Genomic DNA, 22,126 nt, shown 5'->3' with positions numbered 1-22,126 from the left:
TTGCATTTTTTAAAGGTCCCCAGCGCATCCCGTCCTCGAACACAATGATGTAGTCCTTTCCGGTTCGCTGAATCAGGAGGCTCGTCTCAGTCTCGCCGCTTTCGCCTTCTTCCGCACAGGTGACCGCAGCGGCAAAAGAATCGCCCTTCCTCGTCACCGGCGCCTTGAAGCTGCAATAGGATGCGGCCGACGTGACCCCTTCGTCAGTCAGCAGGAAAAAATCCTCGGACCCCATCGCTTCATTGCTGTTAGCATAGGCGCAACCATCCTTGTTGCCATAGGCGCCGTCGAGGAATTTTTCCTGCGCGTGAACAAGCCCAGCGCTTGTCAGGCTCGCTGCGAGAAACAGAGGGATACGCGCAACAAGCCGCACGCTCACACCCCGCTTGCCGGAATGCCGCTGCGCTGGACCTTGCGCGGTGCGGTGATGTCCTTCCAAGTGGAGAGCGCCTTGTTGACGGCGGTAAAAGGTTCGCGCTTGACGAATTCGCCGTGGCCCTCGCGCGTCTTGACGGTTCCTTCCTCGATCGCAACGACGCCGCGGGTCAGCGTGTAGCGCGGCAGGCCGGTGACTTCCTTGCCTTCGAAGACGTTGTAGTCGATCGCCGACTGCTGGGCAGAGGCCGAGATGGTCTTCGAGCGCTTCGGATCCCAGACAACGAGATCCGCATCGGCGCCGACGAGGATGGCGCCCTTCTTCGGATACATGTTGAGGATCTTGGCGATGTTGGTCGAAGTCACGGCCACGAACTCGTTCATGGTGATGCGGCCGGTGGCGACGCCGTGGGTCCAGAGCATCGGCATGCGGTCTTCCAGTCCGCCTGTGCCATTCGGGATCTTGGTGAAATCGCCGACGCCAAAGCGTTTTTGTGCCGTGGTGAAGGCGCAGTGGTCGGTGGCGACCACCTGCAGCGAGCCCGCTGCAAGGCCGGCCCAAAGTGAGTTCTGATGCTGCTTGTTGCGGAAGGGAGGCGACATGACGCGGCGGGCGGCATGGTCCCAATCGGGATTGGCATATTCGCTCTCGTCCAGCGTCAGGTGCTGGATCAGCGGCTCGCCATAGACGCGCATGCCGTTCTGCCGGGCGCGGCGGATGGCTTCGTGGGCCTGTTCGCAGGATGTGTGGACGACGTAGAGCGGGGCGCCTGCCATATCGGCGATGATGATGGCGCGGTTGGTCGCTTCGCCCTCGACGGCGGCGGGACGCGAATAGGCGTGGGCTTCCGGGCCGTTATTGCCTTCGGACAGCAGTTTCGCCTGCATCTGCGCGACGATGTCGCCGTTTTCGGCATGCACCATCGGCAGCGCGCCCAGTTCGGCGCAGCGCTGGAACGAGTGGAACATCTCGTCGTCATCCACCATCAGGGCGCCCTTGTAGGCCATGAAGTGCTTGAAAGAATTGATGCCCTTCTGCTCGACAATGGTCTGCATCTCGTTGAAGACCTGCTCGCCCCACCAGGTGATCGCCATGTGGAAGGAAAAGTCGCAGGTCGCCCGCGACGTCTTGTTGTCCCACATATCAAGCGCTTCGAGCAGCGACTGGCCGGGCGAGGGGAGAGCGAAATCGACAACCATCGTCGTGCCGCCGGAGAGTGCCGCGCGGGTGCCGCTCTCGAAATTGTCCGAGGAATAGGTACCCATGAACGGCATTTCGAGATGCGTGTGCGGATCGATGCCACCAGGCATGACATAGCAGCCGGTTGCATCCAGCACCTCGTCGCCGGATAGATCAGGCCCGATCTCGACAATCCTGCCACCATCGATCTTGACGTCGGCCTTGTAGGTGAGGTCGGCGGTGACGATGGTGCCGTTTTTGATGATGGTGGTCATGAGCGTATTTCCTTTTTGGTATTCGCAAAGGAGTCGGCGGGCGAAAAGCGGGTCGCATCGCAACGAGCGGAAATCTCGCCGGACAGGACTGCGAGTATTGTGTCGAGAACTGCGCGCCGCTCGCGCAGGACTTCATCGTTCCAGAACCGCAGGACTGAATAACCCTTTTCGTTCAGCCAACGTGTTCGAACAATATCGGCAAGCGAGTCGCAATGCTGTGCGCCGTCGAGTTCGATCACAAGGCTTCTTTCGCGGCAAACGAAGTCGGCAACATAAATTCCAAGCGGCACTTGTCTTGTGAATTTGTATCCATTCAGAAGGCGATTGCGCAGTTCATTCCAGAGCTTGTATTCGACCTCTGTCTCGTCCTGCCGAAGATTACGGGCTTTCGCTGTTGCGCCATTTCGGCGCTTGGTAATGTCGTTGTTTTTCTGCGCGTTCACCGGAGGCCCCCCTCATCCGACCCTTCGGGCCACCTTCTCCCCGTGGGGGAGAAGAGGGTGTGTGTGCTGGCCCTGTGCGTCGCGGATACCGTTGGAAGTGCAGAGATAACGACGGGTTTATAAAGAACGGCAAACTCCCTCTTCTCCCCAGCGGGGAGAAGGTGGCCCGAAGGGCCGGATGAGGGGGGCGAAGCCACCAAAGCTTGCTCTTCCTGACTTGCCTCCATGGCCCTACTCCACAATCCCCGCCGTCTCCACCACCGCATGGAACAGCACGTCGCACCCGGCGGCGGCCCATTCCTTCGATATCTCCTCGGCCTCATTGTGGGAGAGACCGCCGACGCAGGGGCACATGACCATGGTCGAGGGCGCCACCCTGGCTGTCCAGCAGGCATCGTGGCCGGCGCCGGAGATCAGGTTCATGTGGCTGTAGCCGAGGCGTTCGGCGGCGTTGCGGACAGCAGTGACGAGGGTCGGGTCGAAGGTCACCGGTTCGAAATGGCCGATCGCCTCGATCGAACAGCCGACGCCGAGCGCTTCGGTGATCTCAGGCGCTTCCGCCTCGATCTTTGTACGCATGCGATCGAGCTTGGCCTTGTCCGGCGAACGGATATCGACTGTGAAAACGACCTTACCCGGCAACACGTTGCGCGAATTCGGCGAGAAGAACACTTGGCCGACGCCGCCGACGGCGCCCGGCTGTTCGGCCATGGCCACGCCCTGCACCATCTCGATGATGCGGGACATGGCAAGCCCGGCATTGACGCGCAGATTCATCGGTGTCGAACCGGTATGGGCTTCACGCCCGGTGAGCGTGAATTCCAGCCACCACAGGCCCTGACAGTGGGTGACGACGCCGATCTGCTTGTCTTCCGCCTCGAGGATCGGGCCCTGCTCGATATGATATTCGAAATAGGCGTGCATCTTGCGGGCGCCGACTTCTTCCTCGCCGCGCCAGCCGATGCGCTCCAGTTCGTCGCCGAAGCGCTTGCCGTCCGGATCCTTGCGGTCATAGGCGAAATCCTGGGTATGCACACCGGCAAAGACGCCGGAGGCGAGCATGGCAGGCGCAAAGCGTGCGCCTTCCTCGTTGGTCCAGTTGGTGACGACGATCGGGTGCTTTGTCTTGATACCCAGATCGTTCATCGAGCGCACAAGCTCAAGCCCTGCGAGCACGCCGAGAACGCCGTCATATTTGCCGCCGGTGGGCTGCGTGTCGAGATGGGAGCCGACATAGACTGGCAGGGCGTCCGGGTCGGAGCCGGGGCGGGTGAAGAACATGTTGCCCATGGTGTCGACGCCCATGGTCATGCCGGCCGCTTCGGCCCAGGACTGGAACAGTCTGCGGCCTTCGCCGTCCTCGTCCGTCAGCGTCTGGCGATTGTTGCCGCCGGCAATGCCGGGGCCGATCTTCGCCATGTCCATCAGCGAATTCCACAGACGGTCCGAATTGACGCGCATGTTCTCGCCCGGTGCAGCTGCCATGGCGTTCTCCTTGTTATGCGGAATGCATCCTGCGCATTCCATGGTTCCCACCGGCCAAATCGGGGTGATCTGGTTTTTTCGATTGCCCTGCGATCAGCCGTTGCGTTTGAAAATGAACTGACTGATAATTTGACCGATTGGTAAAACATTACAACTTCCGTTGCCGCACTCAAGACGAAAAACGGGAAAAAGCGACCTTGCCATCCGAATTTTGAAGAGCGGCAGTGTCGGCAATCGTGTGACGGCATCGCGAGGGAAGGCAGGGGGACAAATGGTACTTCCAAGGGCAGCCCAGACGCAGCGGCGAACCCGTATCCAGGAGGAGAAGGAAGAGCAGATCCTCGAAGCTGCGCTCGAAGTCTTTGCTACCCATGGTTTTCGCGGCAGCACAATCGACCAGATCGCCGAGGTCGCGGGCATGTCCAAGCCGAACCTGCTCTATTATTTCCGGACCAAGGAAGCGATGCACCGGGCGTTGATCGAGCGGGTGCTGCACAGTTGGCTCGATCCGTTGCGCGCCTTCGATGCGGAGGGCAATCCGGTCTCGGAAATCCGCAGCTATATCCGCCGCAAGCTGGAAATGGCCCGCGATTTCCCTCGGGAAAGCAGGCTTTTTGCCAATGAGGTGCTGCAGGGCGCACCGCGCATCGAGGATGAACTCAAGGGTCCGCTGAAGGCGCTGGTGGACGAAAAGGCGGACGTGATCCGCGCTTGGGCGAAGGCCGGCAAGATCGCCAAATGCGATCCGTATCATCTGATCTTCGCCATCTGGTCAACCACGCAGCACTATGCCGATTTCGACGTTCAGGTGCGGGCCGTGCTGGGAGCGGAGCGTGCGGGCGAGGGACGGTTCGAAGATGCCGCGCGGTTTCTCGAACAGCTGTTCCTGAGCGGCCTGGAAGTCAAAGGCTGATTTGCGGCGGGTCTTTCGGTAGCCTCAGGGCTTTTCGTTCTGGCTGGGACTAACGGCCCTCTTTCCCGCCTGAAGCATGGGCTCCACATCAGCTGCGTTCTGGATAATCAGGGTTTCGAGCGTGCCCGTGCGTCCGCGAATGGAGATGTCGTAGCTTTCGCGGTGATCCACGGTAAGCCCGGCATAACGGATAACATCGGCGGACACGGCAAGCTGGGCGTCATATTCCTTGGCGAAGCCCTCAAGCCGGCTTGCCGCGTTGATCGTATCGCCGACGGCCGTAAGGGACGATGCCCGTCCATAACCGATCTGCCCGATGATGGCAGGGCCTGCATGCATGCCCATGGCGATCCTGAGCGGCTTGTCGAGCTCGCTCATGAAGCTGCGATTGAGCAGTTCGATCCCCTTCGCGATACGCGCCGTCGCCGCAAGCGCCTGGGCGCAGGCTTCCTCGACACCGGTATTCAATCCGAAAAGCGCAAGGGCACCGTCGCCGATGAATTTGTCGATCGTGCCACCCGAACCTTCGACGGCTTCGCCGATCGTCTCGAAATACCGGTTCAGAAGAAAGACCGTATCGAACGGCAGTTTCTGCTGGGCAAGCAGCGTGAAGTCGCGCAGATCGCAGAACAGCACGGCGATGCGGCGTTCCCTGCCGGCCGCTTCCTGTTCGCTGGGTTGCGTCTGCGGGCCGATCGTGCCGACCCCGAGAACCGGGGCGATCGAGATGTTGTGGCTCGGCCGCAGTTGGCAGGCAAGACGGACATTCGAGGGTGCGCGGATGCGCAAAAGCGTTGTCCGTTCGGCAGCGTTTGGCGGCGGCAGGCCGTCGAGACCATCGGTTACGCGGACCCGGCACGTCGAGCAGCGTCCCCGGCCGCCGCAGATCGAAAGATGCGGTATCCCGGCGGCACGGCTGGCTTCGAGAATGGTGAAACCCTTGGCAACCGAAATAGCTCGGTCAGGATAGTTGATCCTGATTTTACCCCTGACGGGAATAGCGCGAGCAATCAATGTTCCGCCGATGGCTGTCAGCAGCGAAAACGTGACCCCCCTGCTGATTTGCCGTAAAATCTCGGTGGGCGTGCGAACCGGTTTGAACCAGGCATTGGACGGTATGCCGTCCAGGGATCTTGCGCCCACTGCGAAACCGAGAAGCGCGAGCAATGGCACAGCCACGGCAAACGAATAGAACACCAGAAAATAGCGCGGGTACCAGTCCCGTCCGCGCATCCAGAACCACAGGCCCAGACAGCCATGGGCCCAGGCAAGGACAAGAGCGAGCGACTGGAGAGCCGCCGCGTTCGGATTGGCCCACAAGCGCGGCAAGACCTCGAAATAGCCATCGCCATAGCCGGTCAGCATCCATTCCACCCGCGTGTTGATCACGTGGCCGACCAGCAGAAAGGGGAAAGAGAGACCAAATAGAATTTTCAGCGCTTCCCGCACCGGCATGCGCAATGTCTGCCGGCGGTACAGGCTTTCGAGCGCCAGCACAAAATGCGCCAACAGCGAGCCGTAGAGCAACACGCTGCCAGGCAGGCTGCGCCAGAAAATGTTGAAAACCCGGCGCATTTGTTCCATCGCCTCGACCGAGACGAGGCCGAGCGCATGATTTGCGAAGTGGGTAAGGAGGAACAATCCCAGGATCATGCCCGTGATCAGATGCAGCCTTTTGCGCGTTCTGGACGAGGCAATCTTCAAGTGTCTATCCGGTTTGGCTGCTCCTCAGCGCTGAGGTTCGCACTCCTTATTACCGGGTTCGCGTCCGGGAGCAAAGCACGTTTTATGGACGCTGTGTCGCAATTTTGTGCTCGACGAGGCCGACGAAGTGAACTTGCGGTCGGTTGACTCTGGAGACCGGGGCGACGCCGCGATCTCCAAAGCCGATGGCCGGAGCGCTGGTTATTGTTCGCAATACCCGACCGTCACTCCGCGGCTTGCCGCGCCATCGGATTGTTTGGATGTGTCGTCCAGTTGGCGTAGTTGGGATCGACGACCTTGCCTGTGCGCTCATCCAGCGTGCCCGGCTCCAGGCCCACCATCGTAATGCAGTCCTGCACCGGGCAGACATTGACGCAGAGATTGCAGCCGACGCACTCGTCTTCCATCACCTCGAAATGCCTGACACCATCCACATACTGGGTAATCGCCTGATGGGACGTATCCTCGCAGGCAATGTGACAACGGCCGCACTTGATGCAGGCGTCCTGGTCGATGCGGGCCTTGGCGATGTAGTTGAGGTTCAGGTACTGCCAGTCGGAGATGTTGGGAACAGCACGGCCGGTGATGTCGTCGAGCGTGCGATGGCCCTTCGTATCCATCCAGTTCGAAAGGCCGGTGATCATTTCCTGGACGATTTTGAAGCCGTAGGTCATCGCCGCGGTGCAGACCTGCACGTTGCCGGCGCCGAGAGCCAGGAATTCCGCCGCATCGCGCCACGTGGTGATGCCGCCGATGCCGGAGATCGGCAGGCCATAGGTTTGCGGGTCGCGGGCAATCTCGGCCACCATGTTAAGCGCGATCGGCTTGACCGCCGGGCCGCAATAGCCGCCATGGCTGCCCTTGCCGTCGATCGAGGGCTCCGGCGAAAACGTGTCGAGATTGACCGAGGTGATCGAGTTGATCGTGTTGATCAGCGAGACAGCATCGGTGCCGCCATTCTTTGCAGCGCGGGCCGGATTGCGGATATCGGTGATGTTTGGCGTCAGCTTGGTGATGACGGGCATGCGCGTATATTGCTTGCACCAGCGCACGACCATTTCGATATATTCCGGCACCTGTCCGACTGCGGCCCCCATGCCACGCTCCGACATGCCGTGCGGACAGCCGAAATTGAGCTCGATGCCGTCGGCGCCGGTTTCCTCGACCAGCGGCAGGATCGATTTCCAGGCCTGCTCCTCGCAGGGCACCATGATCGAGGCGATCAGCGCCCGGTCCGGCCAGTTCATCTTCACCTGCTTCATCTCGCGCAGGTTTGTGTAGAGGTCGCGGTCGGTGATCAGTTCGATATTGTTGAGGCCCAGAAGCCTGCGGTCGGCGCCCCAGATTGCGCCGTAGCGCGGACCGTTGACGTTGACGACCGGCGGACCTTCTTCACCCAGCGTCTTCCAGACGACGCCGCCCCAGCCGGCCTTGAAGGCGCGCTCGACATTGTAGGCCTTGTCGGTCGGTGGTGCGGATGCCAGCCAGAACGGGTTCGGGGATTTGATGCCGACGAAATTATTGCGGAGATCAGCCATGGTTCATTCTCCCCTTCACGCGACGGCAACGGCCGGCTGCGATACAGCGGCCAGAGCGCGGTTGATCGATTCGGCCGCATCGCGGCCCTGTGCTACGGCGGACACGGTCAGATCCTCGCCGCCGAGCACGCAGTCGCCGCCAGCCCAGACGCGGTCCAGCGATGTTCGCCCTTCCGCGTCGACAACGATGCGCCCGGATTGCAGCGCCACAACGCCAAGGCCGTCCGGTTCGAATGTCTGGCCGATGGCCTTGAGCACATGGTCGGCGACGATCGCGCCGGTTTCGCCGGTCGCAACCAGACGTCCGTCTTCGATTCGGGTGTAATCGAGCTCGATGCCAGCCACCTTGCCGTCGCGGGTGAGCAGGCGTTTCGGCTGCAGCCAGTGGCGGATGGTCACGCCCCTGGACGCTGCCAGATCCTGCTCGAATTCCGAAGCATTCATATGCTCCTTGCCGCGGCGATAGCAGATCGTCACTTCCTCGGCGCCCAGAAGCTTCGCCTGGACCGCCGCATCGATCGCCGTCATGCCGCCGCCGAGCACGACGACCCGGCGCCCGACGGGCACATCCTGCCTGGTTTCCGATTGGCGCAACGCAGCGATGAAATCGACGGCATCCTCGACACCTTCGGCGATTTCGCCTTCAACGCGCAGGGCGTTGACGCCGGCAAGGCCGAGGCCAAGGAAGACCGCATCATGCTTGGCAAGCATGTCGTTCAGCGAGAAATCCCGGCCGAGCAGCATGCGGTTGCGAATGTCGATCCCGCCGACCGAGAGCACATAGTCCACCTCTCTCTGGGCAAAGCTGTCAACGGCCTTGTAGGTGGCGATACCGTATTCGTTCAACCCGCCGGCCTTTTCACGGGCATCGTAAATCGTCACGTCATGGCCCTTGACCGCCAGGCGATGTGCGCAGGCAAGGCCTGCCGGGCCGGCGCCGATGACGGCGATCGATTTGCCTGTGGGTTCGGCACGGGCATAAAACTGGATGTTGTCGCGCATCGCGATATCGGTCGCATAGCGCTGCAACCGGCCGATTTCCACCGGGCGATGCTCCGCCGTGTTGCGCACGCAGGCCTCTTCGCAGAGCGTTTCGGTTGGACAGACGCGGGCACACATTCCGCCCAGAATATTCTGGTCGAAAATCGTATTGGCCGACCCCACCGGGTTGCCGGTCGATATCTGCCGGATGAACAGCGGGATATCGATGGAGGTGGGACAGGCCGTCATGCAGGGCGCGTCGTAGCAGAAATAGCAGCGGTCGGAGGCGACCAGCGCTTCGTGCTCATCCAGCGGCGGATGCAGATCGGAAAAATTCTTCTCGTATTCCACGGGAGACAGACGCCCGCTCACCAGTCCAGTTTCAGTCGTTCCCATTTTTTGCTCCCAAATGTCATGCCTCAGGATAGCGAAACGGTACCACGCTTTATTTTTTTATCAAACGGTAAAAAATCAAAATGTAAAAACGCCGGACGCTTGCCGTGCAGGCGTTCCGCGGGTGTATGCTTCTTCGGTGACCTGTCCATGTTTGACAGCAGCCTGCAAAAAATGTCAGCACTGAGGAGCAGGGAGATTGCACAGACAATGGCGCGCAGACCGGAAGGCAATAACAGGCTCGACGATGCCGCGCGGGCAGGCTGGCTCTATTATGTGGCCGGCCGCACCCAAGACGAGATCGCCAGCGCCATGGGCATATCGCGGCAATCGGCGCAGCGGCTTGTTTCCCTCGCCATGGCCGAACGCCTGATCAAGGTTCGTCTCGACCATCCGATTGCGGCCTGCCTGGAACTGGGGCTGCGTCTCAAGGAAAGATACGGTTTGAAGCAGGTGGACATCGTGCCAAGCGATCCCGGCTCGTTGTCCACGACTGCAGGTATTGCCGAGGCCGGTGCGGCGGAAATCGAACGCTGGCTGAAATCCGCCGATCCGATCATCCTTGCAATCGGCACGGGGCGCACCTTGAAAGCGGCGATCGACCAGCTTCCGGCGATGGAATGTCCGCAGCACCGTATCGTCTCGCTGACCGGAAATATCGGCCTTGATGGTTCGGCCGCCTATTACAACGTCATCTTCTCGATGGCCGATGCGGTGAAGGCCCGGCATTTTCCCATGCCTCTACCGGTGCTGGTCTCCTCGCCGGAAGAGCGGGCGTTGCTGCACAATCAGGCTCTCGTCAGGTCGGCACTGCAACTCGGCGCCGAAGCCAATGTCGCTTTCGTCGGCATCGGCGAACTGGGCGAACAGGCGCCGCTTTGCGAAGACGGCTTCCTGTCCCGGGAAGAAATGCTGCGCCTGATGGACGAAGGGGCTGCCGGCGAAATCTGCGGCTGGATGTTCGACAGGAACGGCCGGATGATGAGTGGAAGCATCAACATGCGGGTGGCCAGCGTGCCGTTACCGTCATGCGATTCGGCGACCGTCATCGGCATGGCAAAAGGCCAGAGAAAACAATTGGCTCTGGCCGCAGCGCTCAAAGGCCGCATCATCAACGGCATCATCACCGATGAGGCGACGGCAGAATTCCTGCTCGGGCAGTAGGTCACCGGAAGAACTATTATCCTTATACCTCAGGGTCTTGGCCATCCGTATTGCAATGCAGCGACGAATGCCGGTTGACATTGCGCGTCGATATGTGAGTAATTGCCCACGAGCAAGGCAAATGCTCATAACTCTTCTGGGAGGAAGATATATGAATTTGAAAACTTTTCTGCTGGGCACATGCTCGGCTGTCGTCATCGCGGGTTTCGCACAGGCCGAAACCCTCACCATTGCCACGGTGAACAATGGCGACATGGTCCGGATGCAGACGCTGACGGATGATTTCACCAAGGCAAATCCTGACATTCAGCTCGAGTGGGTCACGCTCGAGGAAAACGTTCTGCGCGAGCGCGTCACCACCGACATCGCCACCAAGGGCGGCCAATACGACGTCATGACGATCGGTACTTACGAAGTTCCGATCTGGGCCAAGCAGAGCTGGCTTCTGCCGCTCGACAATCTTGGCGCCGATTATGATGCGGCCGACATCATCCCGGCTATTGCCGGTGGTCTCTCGGTCGATGGCAAGCTGTATGCGGCACCGTTTTACGGCGAAAGCTCGTTCATCATGTACCGCAAGGACCTGATGGAAAAGGCCGGACTTACCATGCCCGACGCGCCGACCTGGGAATTTGTCGCTGACGCCGCCCGCAAGATGACCGACCGTGCGGCCGAGATCAACGGCGTCTGCCTTCGCGGCAAGGCCGGCTGGGGCGAGAACATGGCCTTCCTGACGGCTATGTCCAATTCGTTCGGCGCCCGCTGGTTCGATGAGAGCTGGAAACCCCAGTTCGATCAGCCGGAGTGGAAGAACACACTTCAGTTCTATGTCGACCTGATGAAGGATGCCGGCCCGGTCGGCGCGTCTTCGAACGGCTTCAACGAAAATCTGGCGCTGTTCCAGCAGGGAAAGTGCGGCATGTGGATCGATGCAACGGTTGCTGCATCCTTCGTGTCGAACCCCAAGGACTCCACCGTTGCCGACAAGGTTGGCTACGCTCTGGCGCCCGATACCGGTCTCGGCAAGCGCGGCAACTGGCTGTGGGCATGGTCGCTCGCTGTTCCGGCTGGCACGCAGAAGGCCGAAGCTGCCCAGAAATTCGTCTCCTGGGCAACGAGCAAGGCTTACCTTGATCTGGTCGCTTCAAAAGAGGGATGGGCAAACGTTCCTCCGGGCACGCGTTCCTCGCTCTATGCCAATGCCGAGTATCAGAAGGCCGCTCCGTTCGCCAAGATGACGCTCGACTCGATCAACTCGGCCGATCCGACAAAGCCGACCGTCAAGCCGGTTCCTTATGTCGGTGTGCAGTTCGTTGCCATTCCTGAATTCCAGGGTCTCGGTACGACAGTCGGCCAGCTTTTCTCGGCCGCCCTTGCAGGGCAGATGACGGTCGATGACGCTCTGAAGCAGGCACAGGATGTTACCACGAGCACGATGACCGAAGGCGGCTACATCCAGTAACGGAGGTGGCTCTATCGAGTGAGGCCCTTTCCCAAGGGGCGGCCTCACTCCGGGCCGCCCGTCCCAACGAACGGGCGGCCATATTTTCCGAAATGCCGGATATGTTTGTGCTTGGCGACCGGATGTGCGTCGCCGACGCCGTGCGCTGCAAGTGATGCGCCACCACAAGACCGAACGGTCCATCATCAATCGAGGGGGGAACCATGGCCACGCGACAGACCCAAACGCTTGCCCGGCTGATGCTGGCGCCATCCGTGCTTGCGCTTTTCATCTGGATGATCGTGCCGCTGGCGATAACGCTGTGGTTTTCCTTCCAGCAGTATAATCCGCTCAACCCGATCCGTGACGGCTTCGTCGGTTTTTCGAATTATGCGCTGTTCTATTCCAACCCCGCCTTTTTTCAGGCCATTCTCAACACACTCCTGATTGTCGGCAGCGTGCTTTTGATCACGGTCGTCGGCGGGGTGTTGCTTGCCCTTTTGCTGGATCAGCCGATCTTCGGGCAGGGCTTCGTGCGCATCCTTGTGATCTCGCCGTTCTTCGTCATGCCTCCGGTGGCAGCGCTTGTCTGGAAGAACATGATCATGCATCCGAGTTACGGTGTCTTTGCCGACATGGCGCGCTTTCTCGGCGTGCAGCCGGTCGATTGGTTTGCGCAATATCCGCTGTTTTCAGTCATCATCATCGTCGCCTGGCAATGGTTGCCCTTTGCCACCCTCATCCTGTTGACGTCGTTGCAGTCGCTCGACGGCGAGCAGATGGAGGCGGCCGAAATGGATGGCGCGAGCTTCCTGTCGCGCTTCTGGTATCTGACGCTGCCGCACATGTCGCGGGCTATCACCGTCGTCATCCTGATCCAGACGATCTTCCTTCTGTCGGTCTATGCCGAGATCCTGGTGACGACCAATGGCGGCCCGGGTTACGCATCCACCAATCTGCCGTTCCTTGTCTACCAGAAGGCCTCACTCGAATTCAAAATCGGCCAAGCATCGGCCGGGGGCATCATCGCTGTCATTCTTGCCAACATCGTCGCCTTCTTCGCCATGCGCGCTGTCGGCAGGAACCTGGACCGCTGAGCGGTAAACTGAGAGGAAAAGTCCATGGCACGCGCTATCAGTACCAAACGCAAGGTGTTCTTCACCGTTGCCGCCTGGGTCGTCGCTCTGATCATCTTCTTCCCGATCCTCTACACGATCATCACCTCGTTCAAATCCGAAACGGAGGCGATCGCCGGCTTCGACATGGTCCCGTCCTGGACCCTGGAAAGCTATGGCGCGGTGCAGGACCAGTACAATTACTTAAAGCCGTTCATGAACTCGGTCATCCTGTCCTTGGGCTCGACCGTCATCGCTCTGCTGATCGCCGTGCCGGCCGCCTGGTCGATGGCGTTCTCGCCGACAAAGCGGACCAAGGACATCCTGATGTGGATGCTCTCCACCAAGATGATGCCGGCCGTCGCCGTTCTGTTTCCGATGTACCTGATCTTCCGCAACTTCGGTCTGCTGGATAGCCGCATCGGTCTCACCTTCATGCTGACCATGATCAACCTGCCGATCGTCGTCTGGATGCTCTATACGTATTTTCGCGAAATTCCCGGCGAGATCCTCGAAGCTGCCCGGATGGATGGCGCCTCTTTGTGGAACGAGATCGTCTATGTGCTGACGCCGATGGCGGTGCCGGGCATCGCGTCCACCATGCTGCTCAACATCATCCTTGCCTGGAACGAGGCCTTCTGGACGATCCGCCTGACGGCCACCAACGCCGCACCGCTCACAGCCTTCATCAGTTCCTTCTCCAGTCCGCAAGGACTGTTCTGGGCCAAGCTTTCCGCAGCCTCGACGCTCGCCATCGCACCCATCCTGATCATGGGCTGGTTCAGCCAGAAACAGCTCGTGCGCGGACTGACTTTCGGTGCCGTCAAGTAAATCAAGAACTTAAAGAAACGACCGGGAGGCCAGCATGGGCAATATCACACTCAAGAAAGTCAATAAGTCCTTCGGCGCGACGCAGGTCATTCCGGGTATCGATCTGGTGATCGAGGACGGCGAGTTCGTCGTATTTGTCGGGCCGTCGGGCTGCGGCAAGTCGACCCTGCTGCGCCTGATCGCCGGTCTCGAGGACACCACGAGCGGCACCATCGACATCGATGGCCGCGACGTGACGGGGGAGGCGCCGGCCAAGCGTGGGCTGGCGATGGTATTCCAGTCCTATGCGCTCTATCCGCATATGTCGGTGCGCAACAATATCGCCTTTCCGCTGAAAATGGCCAAGATGGATCCGGCCGCCATCGACAAGAAAGTGACGGAGGCCGCGCGGGTACTTAACCTCACCAATTACCTCGACCGACGGCCGGGTCAGCTTTCCGGCGGTCAGCGCCAGCGCGTCGCGATCGGCCGCGCCATCGTACGCGAACCTTCAGCCTTCCTGTTCGACGAGCCGCTGTCCAATCTCGACGCCTCGCTGCGCGGTACGATGCGGCTCGAAATCAGCGAGTTGCACCATCAGCTCAAAACCACAATGATTTATGTGACCCACGATCAGGTCGAAGCCATGACCATGGCCGACAAGATCGTCGTGCTCAATGCCGGCAATGTCGAGCAGGTCGGCTCGCCGCTCGACCTTTACAACAAGCCGGATAATCTCTTCGTCGCTGGCTTCATCGGCTCGCCGCGCATGAACTTCGCCACCGGCCAGATGGCCGCCCCCTACAGCGCCCATACGATCGGATTCCGGCCGGAGCACATCAAACTGTCCAAGGACAGCGGCAGTTTTGCCGGCGTGGTCGGGGTCGCCGAACATCTAGGCTCCGACACCTTCCTTCACGTGCATGTCGAGGGGATCGGCATGGTCACAGTTCGAACGAGCGGTGACGTGCCTGTCGACCATGGCGACAAGGTCTTTCTCACCCCGGATGCCGATCGCATCCATCGGTTCAACGACAAGGGATTGGCGATCCGATGATGTGGTTGCAGGGAGGCCGATCGATGCCGACGTTCCCTTTGGACGGATGGGCAGGGCGTGGCATCTCACTGGCATGGCTGTGTTCCTAACCTCGCAGGAAGCTGACTATATCGTCGCCCAGACCTATAATGTCGATGGCGGCAACTGAATGAGCTGATCGAGGCTCGCGAAAGGATTGAAGACATGACCACCAAGCTCTCGCTCGCCACGCTCGACGCCGTCAAGGCGACAGCCGCCATTCCCGCCTATGACCGGGCAGCGCTGACCGCCGGCATCGTGCATTTCGGCGTCGGCAATTTTCACCGCGCCCATCAGGCTGTCTATCTCGACGATCTCTTTAATACAGGCAAGGAACTGGACTGGGCGATTGTCGGCGCCGGGGTATTGCCGTCCGATGAAGCGATGCGGACGAAGCTTGCCGAACAGGATTTCCTGACGACGGTTGTCGAGCAGGACAACAACAGGAGTGCAGCCCGGGTCACGGGACCGATGATCGATTATCTGCGGCCCGGACAGGCGGCCGCAACGATTGAACGGCTCGCCGACCCTGCCATCCGCATCGTTTCGCTGACGATCACCGAAGGCGGCTACTTCATCGATCCGGCGTCGGGAGCATTTAACCCGAAGCATCCGGCAATCGTCGCAGACAGCGAAAATCCGGACGATCCGAAAACCGTTTTCGGCCTGATCATTGCCGGTCTCAAAGCACGCAGGGACAACGGGATCGTTCCGTTTACCGTAATGTCCTGCGACAACATTCCCGGCAATGGCGAAGTCACGCATGCTGCCATCTTCGGGCTGGCCCGCTTGTCGGATCCGGAGCTTGCGGCGTGGATCGACGCCAATGTCGCCTTTCCGAACGGGATGGTCGATAGGATTACACCGGCAACGGGACCGCGAGAAATCGGTATCGTGGCGACTGAGTATGAAATCGACGACAACTGGCCGGTCTTTTGCGAGGAATTCAAGCAATGGGTGCTGGAAGACCATTTTCCGGCCGGCCGCCCGGCGCTGGAGACGGTCGGTGTGCAGTTCGTACCCGATGTCGCGCCCTATGAGCATATGAAAATCCGCATCCTCAATGGGGGGCACGCGGCAATCGCGTATCCGGCCGCCTTGCTTGATATCCATTTCGTGCATGAGGCGATGCAGGAGCCGATCATCCAGGCTTTCCTGGAGAAACTCGAAAACGATGAGATCATCCCCATCGTGCCGCCGGTGCCGGACACTGACCTTAAGGCTTACTACAAGCAGGTCGAGACCCGGCTCTTCAACCCGAAGATCGCCGACACCATTCCCCGGCTGGCGCAGGACGGATCGAACCGGCAACCGAAATTCATTCTGCCATCGACACTCGACCGGCTTCGCCAGAACCTTGACGTCGTGGGACTGTCGCTGGTCTCGGCGCTCTGGTGCCGGTATTTCGAAGGCATGAGCGACAGCGGCAAACCGATCATCTTCAACGATGCCAACGCCGAGCGGTTGCAGGCCGCTGCACTGAAAACCAGGGATGACCCGATGGCCTTTCTTGCGCTGTCGGATATTTTCGGCGAAGTTGCGCAATCCGAGCTGTTTCGCCAACGTTTTGCCCATGCCTTGAAGACGCTACGGGATAAGGGAACGCGGGCGACGCTGCAGCTCTATCTCGACGGCGAACTGGGGGCGTGAATGACATGACGGCCGCTTTTCCAGTTTATCCGGCTGTTCTGACAAGCGATGGTTTCGAAACGGGCGCCGCGGCTTCACGATGACAAGCATCCACCCGGCCAAACTGGTTATCTTTGATTGCGACGGGGTACTCGTCGACAGCGAGCCTCTGTCCATCGACGTTCTCATCAGGGTATTGCGCGGTGCCGGCGTCGATATGGATGCGGAGGAGGCGACAGAGCGCTTTCTCGGCAAGAGCCTGAAGACGATGTCGGATATTCTGCACGACGACTACGGGCTTGCGGTGAATGGAGAATTCCTCGAGCAGATGCGCGTCGATCTCTACCAGCGCTTCCGGCAGGAATTACAGCCCGTCGCGGGTATCGCGACGGCGCTCGACCAGCTCGATATTCCCCGTTGCGTCGCCTCCTCCAGCCAGATGGAGCGCATCCGTCTGTCCCTCACGATAACGGGATTGATTGGCAGGCTGGAACCGCATCTTTTCAGTTCGACCATGGTCGAGCATGGCAAGCCGGCCCCCGACCTCTTTCTTCACGCTGCCGCCGAGATGGCCACTCCACCGGAGAACTGCATCGTCATAGAGGATAGCCCTGCAGGAATTAAGGCTGCCAAGGCCGCCGGCATGCGCGTCTTCGCCTTCGCAGGCGCCTCGCATGCGCGCTCGAAACGGCATATCGCGGTGTTAAAGCAGCTTGCGCCGGATGTGCTGTTTGACGACATGCGGGAATTGATCCATCTTGTGCGCAGGCAACAAAGAGACGGGGCCTCTGGGCTTGATGCGTGATCTGATCGTTGCTGTCGATGTGGGAACCGGCAGCGCCCGTGCGGGCATTTTCAACAAGCACGGTCAACAGCTGGCCCGCGCGGATTATCCGATCGCGATGAACCGGCCGGAAGAAAACCATGCCGAGCATGACTCCGAAGATATCTGGTCGGCTGTGTGCATAGCCGTCAAGACGGCGCGCGCCAAAGCCGGTGTGCCAGCCGATGCCATTGTCGCTATCGGTTTCGACGCCACCTGCTCGCTCGTCCTGCGCGACAGGCAGGGCGCGCCCCTGTCGGTCAACCGGAGAGGCGATCCCCGATGGGATACGATCGTCTGGCTCGACCACCGGGCCCTGAAACAATCCGATTTCTGCACCGCGACCAAAGATCCCGTGTTGGATCATTCAGGCCGTGTCATGTCTCCGGAAATGCAGATGCCGAAGCTGATGTGGCTCAAGCAGACGCTGCCCGATCAATGGGAGAAGGCCGGCTACGTCTTCGATCTTGCCGATTTCCTGTCCTGGCGGGCCACTGGCAGCACTGCCCGGTCGCGATGCACGCTGACGGCGAAATGGAATTATTTGTCCCACAGGGACGATCCCTGGCAGGAGGGGTTCCTGGCGAAAATCGGACTGGAAGACCTGCGAGAGCGGGGTGGACTGCCTGACGAGACCTTGCCTGTGGGGCACTCGACCGGCTTGCTCACCGCTGCGTCCGCAGTCGAACTCGGGTTGCACCAGGGTTGCCACGTCGCAACGGGGCTGATCGACGCCTATGCCGGCGCGATCGGTGTGCTTGGCCGTTTCGCCGGTCAACCGGACAAGCTTTCACGGCAATTGGCGCTGATTGCCGGTACTTCGAGCTGCATCGTTGCCTTTTCTCGGCAGATGAAGCCAGGTTTCGGCATGTGGGGGCCTTATTTCGAAGCGGTCCTGCCGGAGAGCTGGCTGATTGAAGGCGGACAGTCGGCAACGGGCGCTCTGCTGGATCATGTCGTCCGCAGCCACAGCGCCGGGGGCGAACCCGATACCGAAGTTCACGGGCGGATCATCTCCCGCATTCAGGAAATGCGGACCGCACAGGGAGCGGAGTTTGCCGCGCGCCTGCATGTGCTTCCCGATTTCCATGGTAATCGCTCACCCTTTGCCGACCCACATGCGCTTGGCGTTATTAGCGGCCTGACGCTTGACAGTTCGTTCGACGCGCTCTGCAGACTTTATTGGCGAAGCTGCGTCGCTATCGCGCTCGGCATACGCCACATTCTCGAAAAGATGAACGAGGCGGGCCATGATTTCGAGACACTGCACATCACGGGGGGGCACGTCCGCAATCCGCTGCTGATGGAACTCTACCCCGATATAACCGGCTGCACCATGGTGGTCACTGAAACCAGCGACGCCGTGCTACTGGGGACTGCCATGGTCGCCGCCGTGGCCGGGGCGCTGTACCCGGATCTGGCGACAGCTGGCGCCGCCATGGCGCCTCCCGGATATGAGCGCCTGCCCAACCGTGCCATGCAGGCGATCTACGACCGGGACTACCGAGCGTTTCTCAGCCTCCACCGACACCGGGCTGAACTGGACGCCTTATAAAATCTGACGTCGTTGCTTTTTTTCTAAAAAAACTGACACTGCGCGGAACCTTTTATCGGGATCGTCATTATTGGGGTGTCCGGACAATGGTTCTCATCGCCCCCAATGCGAACCAGTCTACAAATCCGGAGTTCCAACTCACACGCCCCCTCGTGAGTTGTCGATATCAGCCAGTGTCTTCCCCGGACACTGGCTGTTCTTTTTCCGCCGACACCATCCAGAGCAGTCGGCATCTTGGGCCGCTATTCCTCTGTTTCCGTAAGGATTTCGTATTCCTGCGCTGGAATGGCAAGACGATATTCGACGAGATCAGCGGTGATGCGGTAAGTGGCTTTCCCGCCGATCGCAACAGGCACGACCCGTTCGAGAACGGTCCGGGCAAAGCTTGTCTCCTCCCTGTCCTCCCGCCAGGAAAAAGCCGCAGGCAGACGCTCCTTCCATACGAGTTCGATCGCGGCTTTGTCGTCGAGCGTGGTTTGCGTGCAATCGATGGTCACTGCGTTTGCGCCTGCTGCGACAGCGCCGCGAGAGGCCGCATCGACGATGAGCTCGTGCAATGCGAGGCCGATGTGAAGAGACGCGTTCGGAGACAGATGGGCATTGACGCCGTGGACGGCAATCCGGGTGTCTATCGAGGGCCAGTAGGCGCTGAATTGCCGTTCGGCAAGCGTAAAGAGAAAGGCGCCGCGCCAGCTCGAATCAGTGACCAGATCCTGCGAATATGCAAGCGACTGTATACGGCCCCGGAACTTGCTGAGGAAATAATCCAGGGATAAAGCTTGCCGGGCGGTCTGGGTTGCAATGCCCTGAACGATGGCAAGAAGGTTCTTGGAGCGGTGGCTGAGTTCCCGCAATAAGGTCTTCAGCACACGCTCGCGACGGCATGTCTCCGATATATCGGTGAAAACCGACAGAATGCCTGTCTCGCCCCGAACATCAATTCGATCAATATCGATCCGGTAGGTCAGGATACCGGCAGCAGTTGCGAAATTGATTTCAGTAAAGGCAGGTGTGTTGCGGCTTAGTACCTCCATCTTCAATGCGCGCAGCCGCCCGCTTTCACTTGAGCCAAATACTTCCTCATCACCCGCCCATGTCAGCGGCCTCAAACTGTCCGGTAAATTCCCCGAGCGGACGACGGTCAGATCGCTGGTCTGGCAAAGATAGCCCAATCGGGACTTTTCCAAAATCAGCTCTGTCAGGACAGCGTCTGACTTTTCCCCCATGGTAGAAGGGGCCGACTTTTCTTCATTGCCCACGCGATACGCCTTCCGTCTTCGTGACTGACGCGCTCAGCGCCTGCGTGAGGCAACCACCCCGTGATCGCCGTTGATCCAGACGGGAGGGCTTTCAGGTCGATCCGCAGGTGCTGGTCGCTCCCTGCTTATTGAACGATGTATCCTATCGGAGTGTTCCGGGGATAATAGGAATTAGGCTGCGGCCTTGGTCGATTCATTGAAGAACAAAGCTTGGCTGATCAACGCTTTGACCATATCCGGATTGAACGGCTTGGTGACAAGGAATGTCGGCTCCGGGCGTTCACCTGTCAGCAACCGCTCAGGAAATGCAGTAATGAAGATGACAGGAATGGACGCGCTTTTAAGAATATCATTGACCGCATCGATGCCCGAGCTGCCGTCTGCCAACTGAATGTCGGCCAGAACCATGCTCGGCTGCGTCTTGTTGAAGAGCGCAACCGCTTCATCGCGGGTTCTCGCAATGCCCGTGACGTTGTGGCCGAGGCTTTCCACCATTTGTTCGATATCGATGGCGATCAGCGGTTCGTCTTCTATGATCATGATGTCGGTCGCCACCTGGCGCGAAATTTCTTCCGAGGCGCGCTCGAGCAGGCCGGTCATTTCGGTATCGCTTGTGCCGAGAACCTCTGCCGCCTCGCTCGCATGAAAACCCTCGACAGAAACGAGGAGGAACGCCTGACGGGCGAGAGGGGACACCGACCCCAGGTTTATCGATGCGCGTTTCTCCCATGCAAAGGGAGAAATCGGTTCCGGAATAGAGATGGCCGAAGAGCCGAAAATCCTCGCATAAAGTTGAAACAACGCTACCCTGTCGCTGCTCGCTTCCGGAAAAATCGTAACATCCGCAATAAGGGCCTCAAGTACAGCCGCGACATAGGCGTCGCCGGACGTCTGCGATCCTGTCAGCGCACGTGAGTAGCGGCGCAAATAGGGCAGAAACGGAGCGATCCGGGTGGAAAGTGACATATATAGACTCCTCAATCTGGTCTCTCTGACCATAACAGGCGGATAAACGCCGAGGTGAAAAAAAAGTTCCCGGGAGCGGGAACGATTTTTGACGTCACGCATTGTAGTGCAAGATGAACATCTGAAGGTATTTTGTCTGTATGAGCTATAAAACTATGGCAGGGGGCGAACCTGCTACGATGGTGCGCGCCGACAACCCGAATGCGCAAATTGCCGCGAAACTCCGTGCACTTTACGTGTCCGTTCAGGAAGAAGCCATCCCGGATCGGTTCCTAGATCTGTTGGACAAGCTTGATGCCGTCGAGCGGATGTCATTGCCGGATACAGCGAAGTGAACGGCACCATGACAACACCAGAACCCAGTTTCAAGCGCGAGATGCTTGCTGCCCTTCCGAGCCTTCGCGCTTTTGCCATGTCGCTGATCGGGCGGCATGATCGCGCCGACGATCTCGTACAGGATACCATCATGAAGGCCTGGGCCAAGCAGGACCATTTTGAGATGGGCACCAATATGAAGGCCTGGCTGTTCACCATCCTTCGCAACGAGCTTTACAGCCAGATGCGCAAGCGCGGGCGCGAAGTTCAGGACAGCGACGGCTTCTTTACGGAGAGCCTCGCCCAGCATCCGGCGCAATACGGTTCGCTGGATCTCCAGGATTTCAAGCGCGCGCTTGAGACGCTGCCGCCGGACCAGCGGGAAGCGATTATTCTTGTCGGTGCATCGGGTTTTTCCTACGAAGAAGCTGCGGAAATCTGCGGGTGCGCGCTCGGGACGATCAAAAGCCGCGTCAACCGTGCCCGCCAGCGTCTTCAGGACATTCTTCAGGTCACCGGCGAGAGCGAGTACGGGCCTGATTCTACCTCTGCACCGATAACGTCGCGCGCTTTTGTCTCGTGAGTTCAGGAATACCTCGTTGCACCAAGTGTTTCGTTTTTCCAGGCGTTGCGTGGTGGCCGTCATTTCGTGCAAATAGGGGAGGGCTTGCTGCCGGCAGGCGGAAG

19 protein-coding genes and 1 pseudogene are annotated in these 22,126 nt (G+C 59.6%); 12 read left to right on the top strand and 8 right to left on the bottom strand.

The annotated features are described in order from the left end of the window. Positions 1-375: 375 nt before the first annotated feature. The 3 genes from hydA to PY308_RS15740 form a co-directional block, all read right to left on the bottom strand. Positions 376-1,830 carry a dihydropyrimidinase gene (hydA, locus tag PY308_RS15750; protein WP_275784320.1) on the bottom strand — a complete coding sequence of 485 codons (1,455 nt, stop codon included), beginning with the start codon at positions 1,828-1,830 and terminating at the stop codon, positions 376-378. Then, positions 1,827-2,273: an endonuclease domain-containing protein gene (locus tag PY308_RS15745; protein WP_275784317.1), complete on the bottom strand. Its 447-nt coding sequence runs from the start codon at positions 2,271-2,273 to the stop codon at positions 1,827-1,829. Before PY308_RS15745 ends, hydA begins: the two co-directional genes overlap by 4 nt. A 231-nt stretch (positions 2,274-2,504) precedes the next feature. Further along, entirely contained in the window at positions 2,505-3,758 is a 1,254-nt protein-coding gene (locus PY308_RS15740) for a Zn-dependent hydrolase (protein ID WP_275784315.1), read from the bottom strand. Between the two features lie 271 nt (positions 3,759-4,029). Here PY308_RS15740 and PY308_RS15735 point away from each other — a divergent pair, with 271 nt between their 5' ends. Beyond that, entirely contained in the window at positions 4,030-4,671 is a 642-nt protein-coding gene (locus PY308_RS15735; RefSeq protein WP_275784313.1) for a TetR family transcriptional regulator C-terminal domain-containing protein, read from the top strand. A 24-nt stretch (positions 4,672-4,695) separates the two neighbouring features. Here the strand turns inward: PY308_RS15735 and PY308_RS15730 are convergent, their stop codons facing one another. The 3 genes from PY308_RS15730 to PY308_RS15720 form a co-directional block, all read right to left on the bottom strand. Then, the gene (locus tag PY308_RS15730; protein ID WP_275784310.1) at positions 4,696-6,375 is read right to left on the bottom strand and encodes an adenylate/guanylate cyclase domain-containing protein; all 1,680 of its coding nucleotides are present in this window, start codon (positions 6,373-6,375) and stop codon (positions 4,696-4,698) included. 224 nt (positions 6,376-6,599) lie between these two features. Further along, positions 6,600-7,913, bottom strand: coding sequence for an NAD-dependent dihydropyrimidine dehydrogenase subunit PreA (gene preA, locus PY308_RS15725; RefSeq protein ID WP_275784306.1), 1,314 nt, complete (start codon positions 7,911-7,913; stop codon positions 6,600-6,602). A gap of 15 nt (positions 7,914-7,928) precedes the next feature. Beyond that, positions 7,929-9,290 (bottom strand): NAD(P)-dependent oxidoreductase, encoded by a 1,362-nt coding sequence (locus PY308_RS15720; RefSeq protein WP_275784303.1) that lies wholly within the window; start codon positions 9,288-9,290, stop codon positions 7,929-7,931. Positions 9,291-9,497: 207 nt separating this feature from the next. On the opposite strand from PY308_RS15720, the gene PY308_RS15715 reads away from it, so the two are divergent. The 9 genes and pseudogenes from PY308_RS15715 to PY308_RS15675 all read left to right on the top strand — a co-directional run bounded on the left by PY308_RS15715 (position 9,498) and on the right by PY308_RS15675 (position 18,899). After that, positions 9,498-10,451, top strand: coding sequence for a sugar-binding transcriptional regulator (locus tag PY308_RS15715; RefSeq protein WP_275784301.1), 954 nt, complete (start codon positions 9,498-9,500; stop codon positions 10,449-10,451). A 151-nt stretch (positions 10,452-10,602) separates the two neighbouring features. Beyond that, positions 10,603-11,913 (top strand): ABC transporter substrate-binding protein, encoded by a 1,311-nt coding sequence (locus tag PY308_RS15710; protein ID WP_275784298.1) that lies wholly within the window; start codon positions 10,603-10,605, stop codon positions 11,911-11,913. Between the two features lie 203 nt (positions 11,914-12,116). Next, positions 12,117-12,989 carry a carbohydrate ABC transporter permease gene (locus PY308_RS15705; RefSeq protein ID WP_275784296.1) on the top strand — a complete coding sequence of 291 codons (873 nt, stop codon included), beginning with the start codon at positions 12,117-12,119 and terminating at the stop codon, positions 12,987-12,989. A 24-nt stretch (positions 12,990-13,013) separates the two neighbouring features. Beyond that, a complete protein-coding gene (locus tag PY308_RS15700) occupies positions 13,014-13,838 on the top strand; it encodes a carbohydrate ABC transporter permease (protein ID WP_275784294.1) in 825 nt (274 codons plus the stop codon). A gap of 34 nt (positions 13,839-13,872) precedes the next feature. Then, positions 13,873-14,874, top strand: coding sequence for an ABC transporter ATP-binding protein (locus tag PY308_RS15695; protein ID WP_275784291.1), 1,002 nt, complete (start codon positions 13,873-13,875; stop codon positions 14,872-14,874). A 28-nt stretch (positions 14,875-14,902) separates the two neighbouring features. Next, a pseudogene (locus PY308_RS15690) lies at positions 14,903-15,022 on the top strand (L-iditol 2-dehydrogenase); the annotation flags it as partial. 35 nt (positions 15,023-15,057) lie between these two features. Continuing rightward, on the top strand, positions 15,058-16,542 hold the full coding sequence (locus PY308_RS15685; RefSeq protein WP_275784289.1) for a mannitol dehydrogenase family protein: 1,485 nt from the start codon (positions 15,058-15,060) through the stop codon (positions 16,540-16,542). Positions 16,543-16,621: 79 nt separating this feature from the next. Then, positions 16,622-17,326, top strand: a complete 705-nt coding sequence (locus PY308_RS15680; RefSeq protein WP_275784287.1) for an HAD family hydrolase — start codon at positions 16,622-16,624, stop codon at positions 17,324-17,326. After that, positions 17,319-18,899, top strand: coding sequence for an FGGY-family carbohydrate kinase (locus PY308_RS15675; RefSeq protein ID WP_275784284.1), 1,581 nt, complete (start codon positions 17,319-17,321; stop codon positions 18,897-18,899). Before PY308_RS15680 ends, PY308_RS15675 begins: the two co-directional genes overlap by 8 nt. 242 nt (positions 18,900-19,141) lie before the next feature. On the opposite strand, the gene PY308_RS15670 is transcribed toward PY308_RS15675, so the two are convergent. After that, entirely contained in the window at positions 19,142-20,071 is a 930-nt protein-coding gene (locus PY308_RS15670; RefSeq protein WP_275784282.1) for a sensor histidine kinase, read from the bottom strand. Positions 20,072-20,329: 258 nt separating this feature from the next. Beyond that, entirely contained in the window at positions 20,330-21,124 is a 795-nt protein-coding gene (locus tag PY308_RS15665) for a response regulator (RefSeq protein ID WP_275784280.1), read from the bottom strand. 179 nt (positions 21,125-21,303) lie between these two features. Here PY308_RS15665 and PY308_RS15660 point away from each other — a divergent pair, with 179 nt between their 5' ends. Together PY308_RS15660 and PY308_RS15655 are read left to right on the top strand one after the other, a co-directional pair. Then, positions 21,304-21,459, top strand: coding sequence for a NepR family anti-sigma factor (locus PY308_RS15660; RefSeq protein WP_275791160.1), 156 nt, complete (start codon positions 21,304-21,306; stop codon positions 21,457-21,459). Positions 21,460-21,467: 8 nt separating this feature from the next. Then, a complete protein-coding gene (locus PY308_RS15655) occupies positions 21,468-22,022 on the top strand; it encodes an RNA polymerase sigma factor (protein ID WP_275784278.1) in 555 nt (184 codons plus the stop codon). Positions 22,023-22,126: the final 104 nt, after the last annotated feature.

This window comes from Pararhizobium gei (assembly GCF_029223885.1).
Lineage (GTDB): Bacteria > Pseudomonadota > Alphaproteobacteria > Rhizobiales > Rhizobiaceae > Pararhizobium > Pararhizobium gei.
The sequence above is the reverse complement of the archived record's forward strand: the minus strand, read 5'-3'. Positions and strand labels throughout refer to the sequence as shown.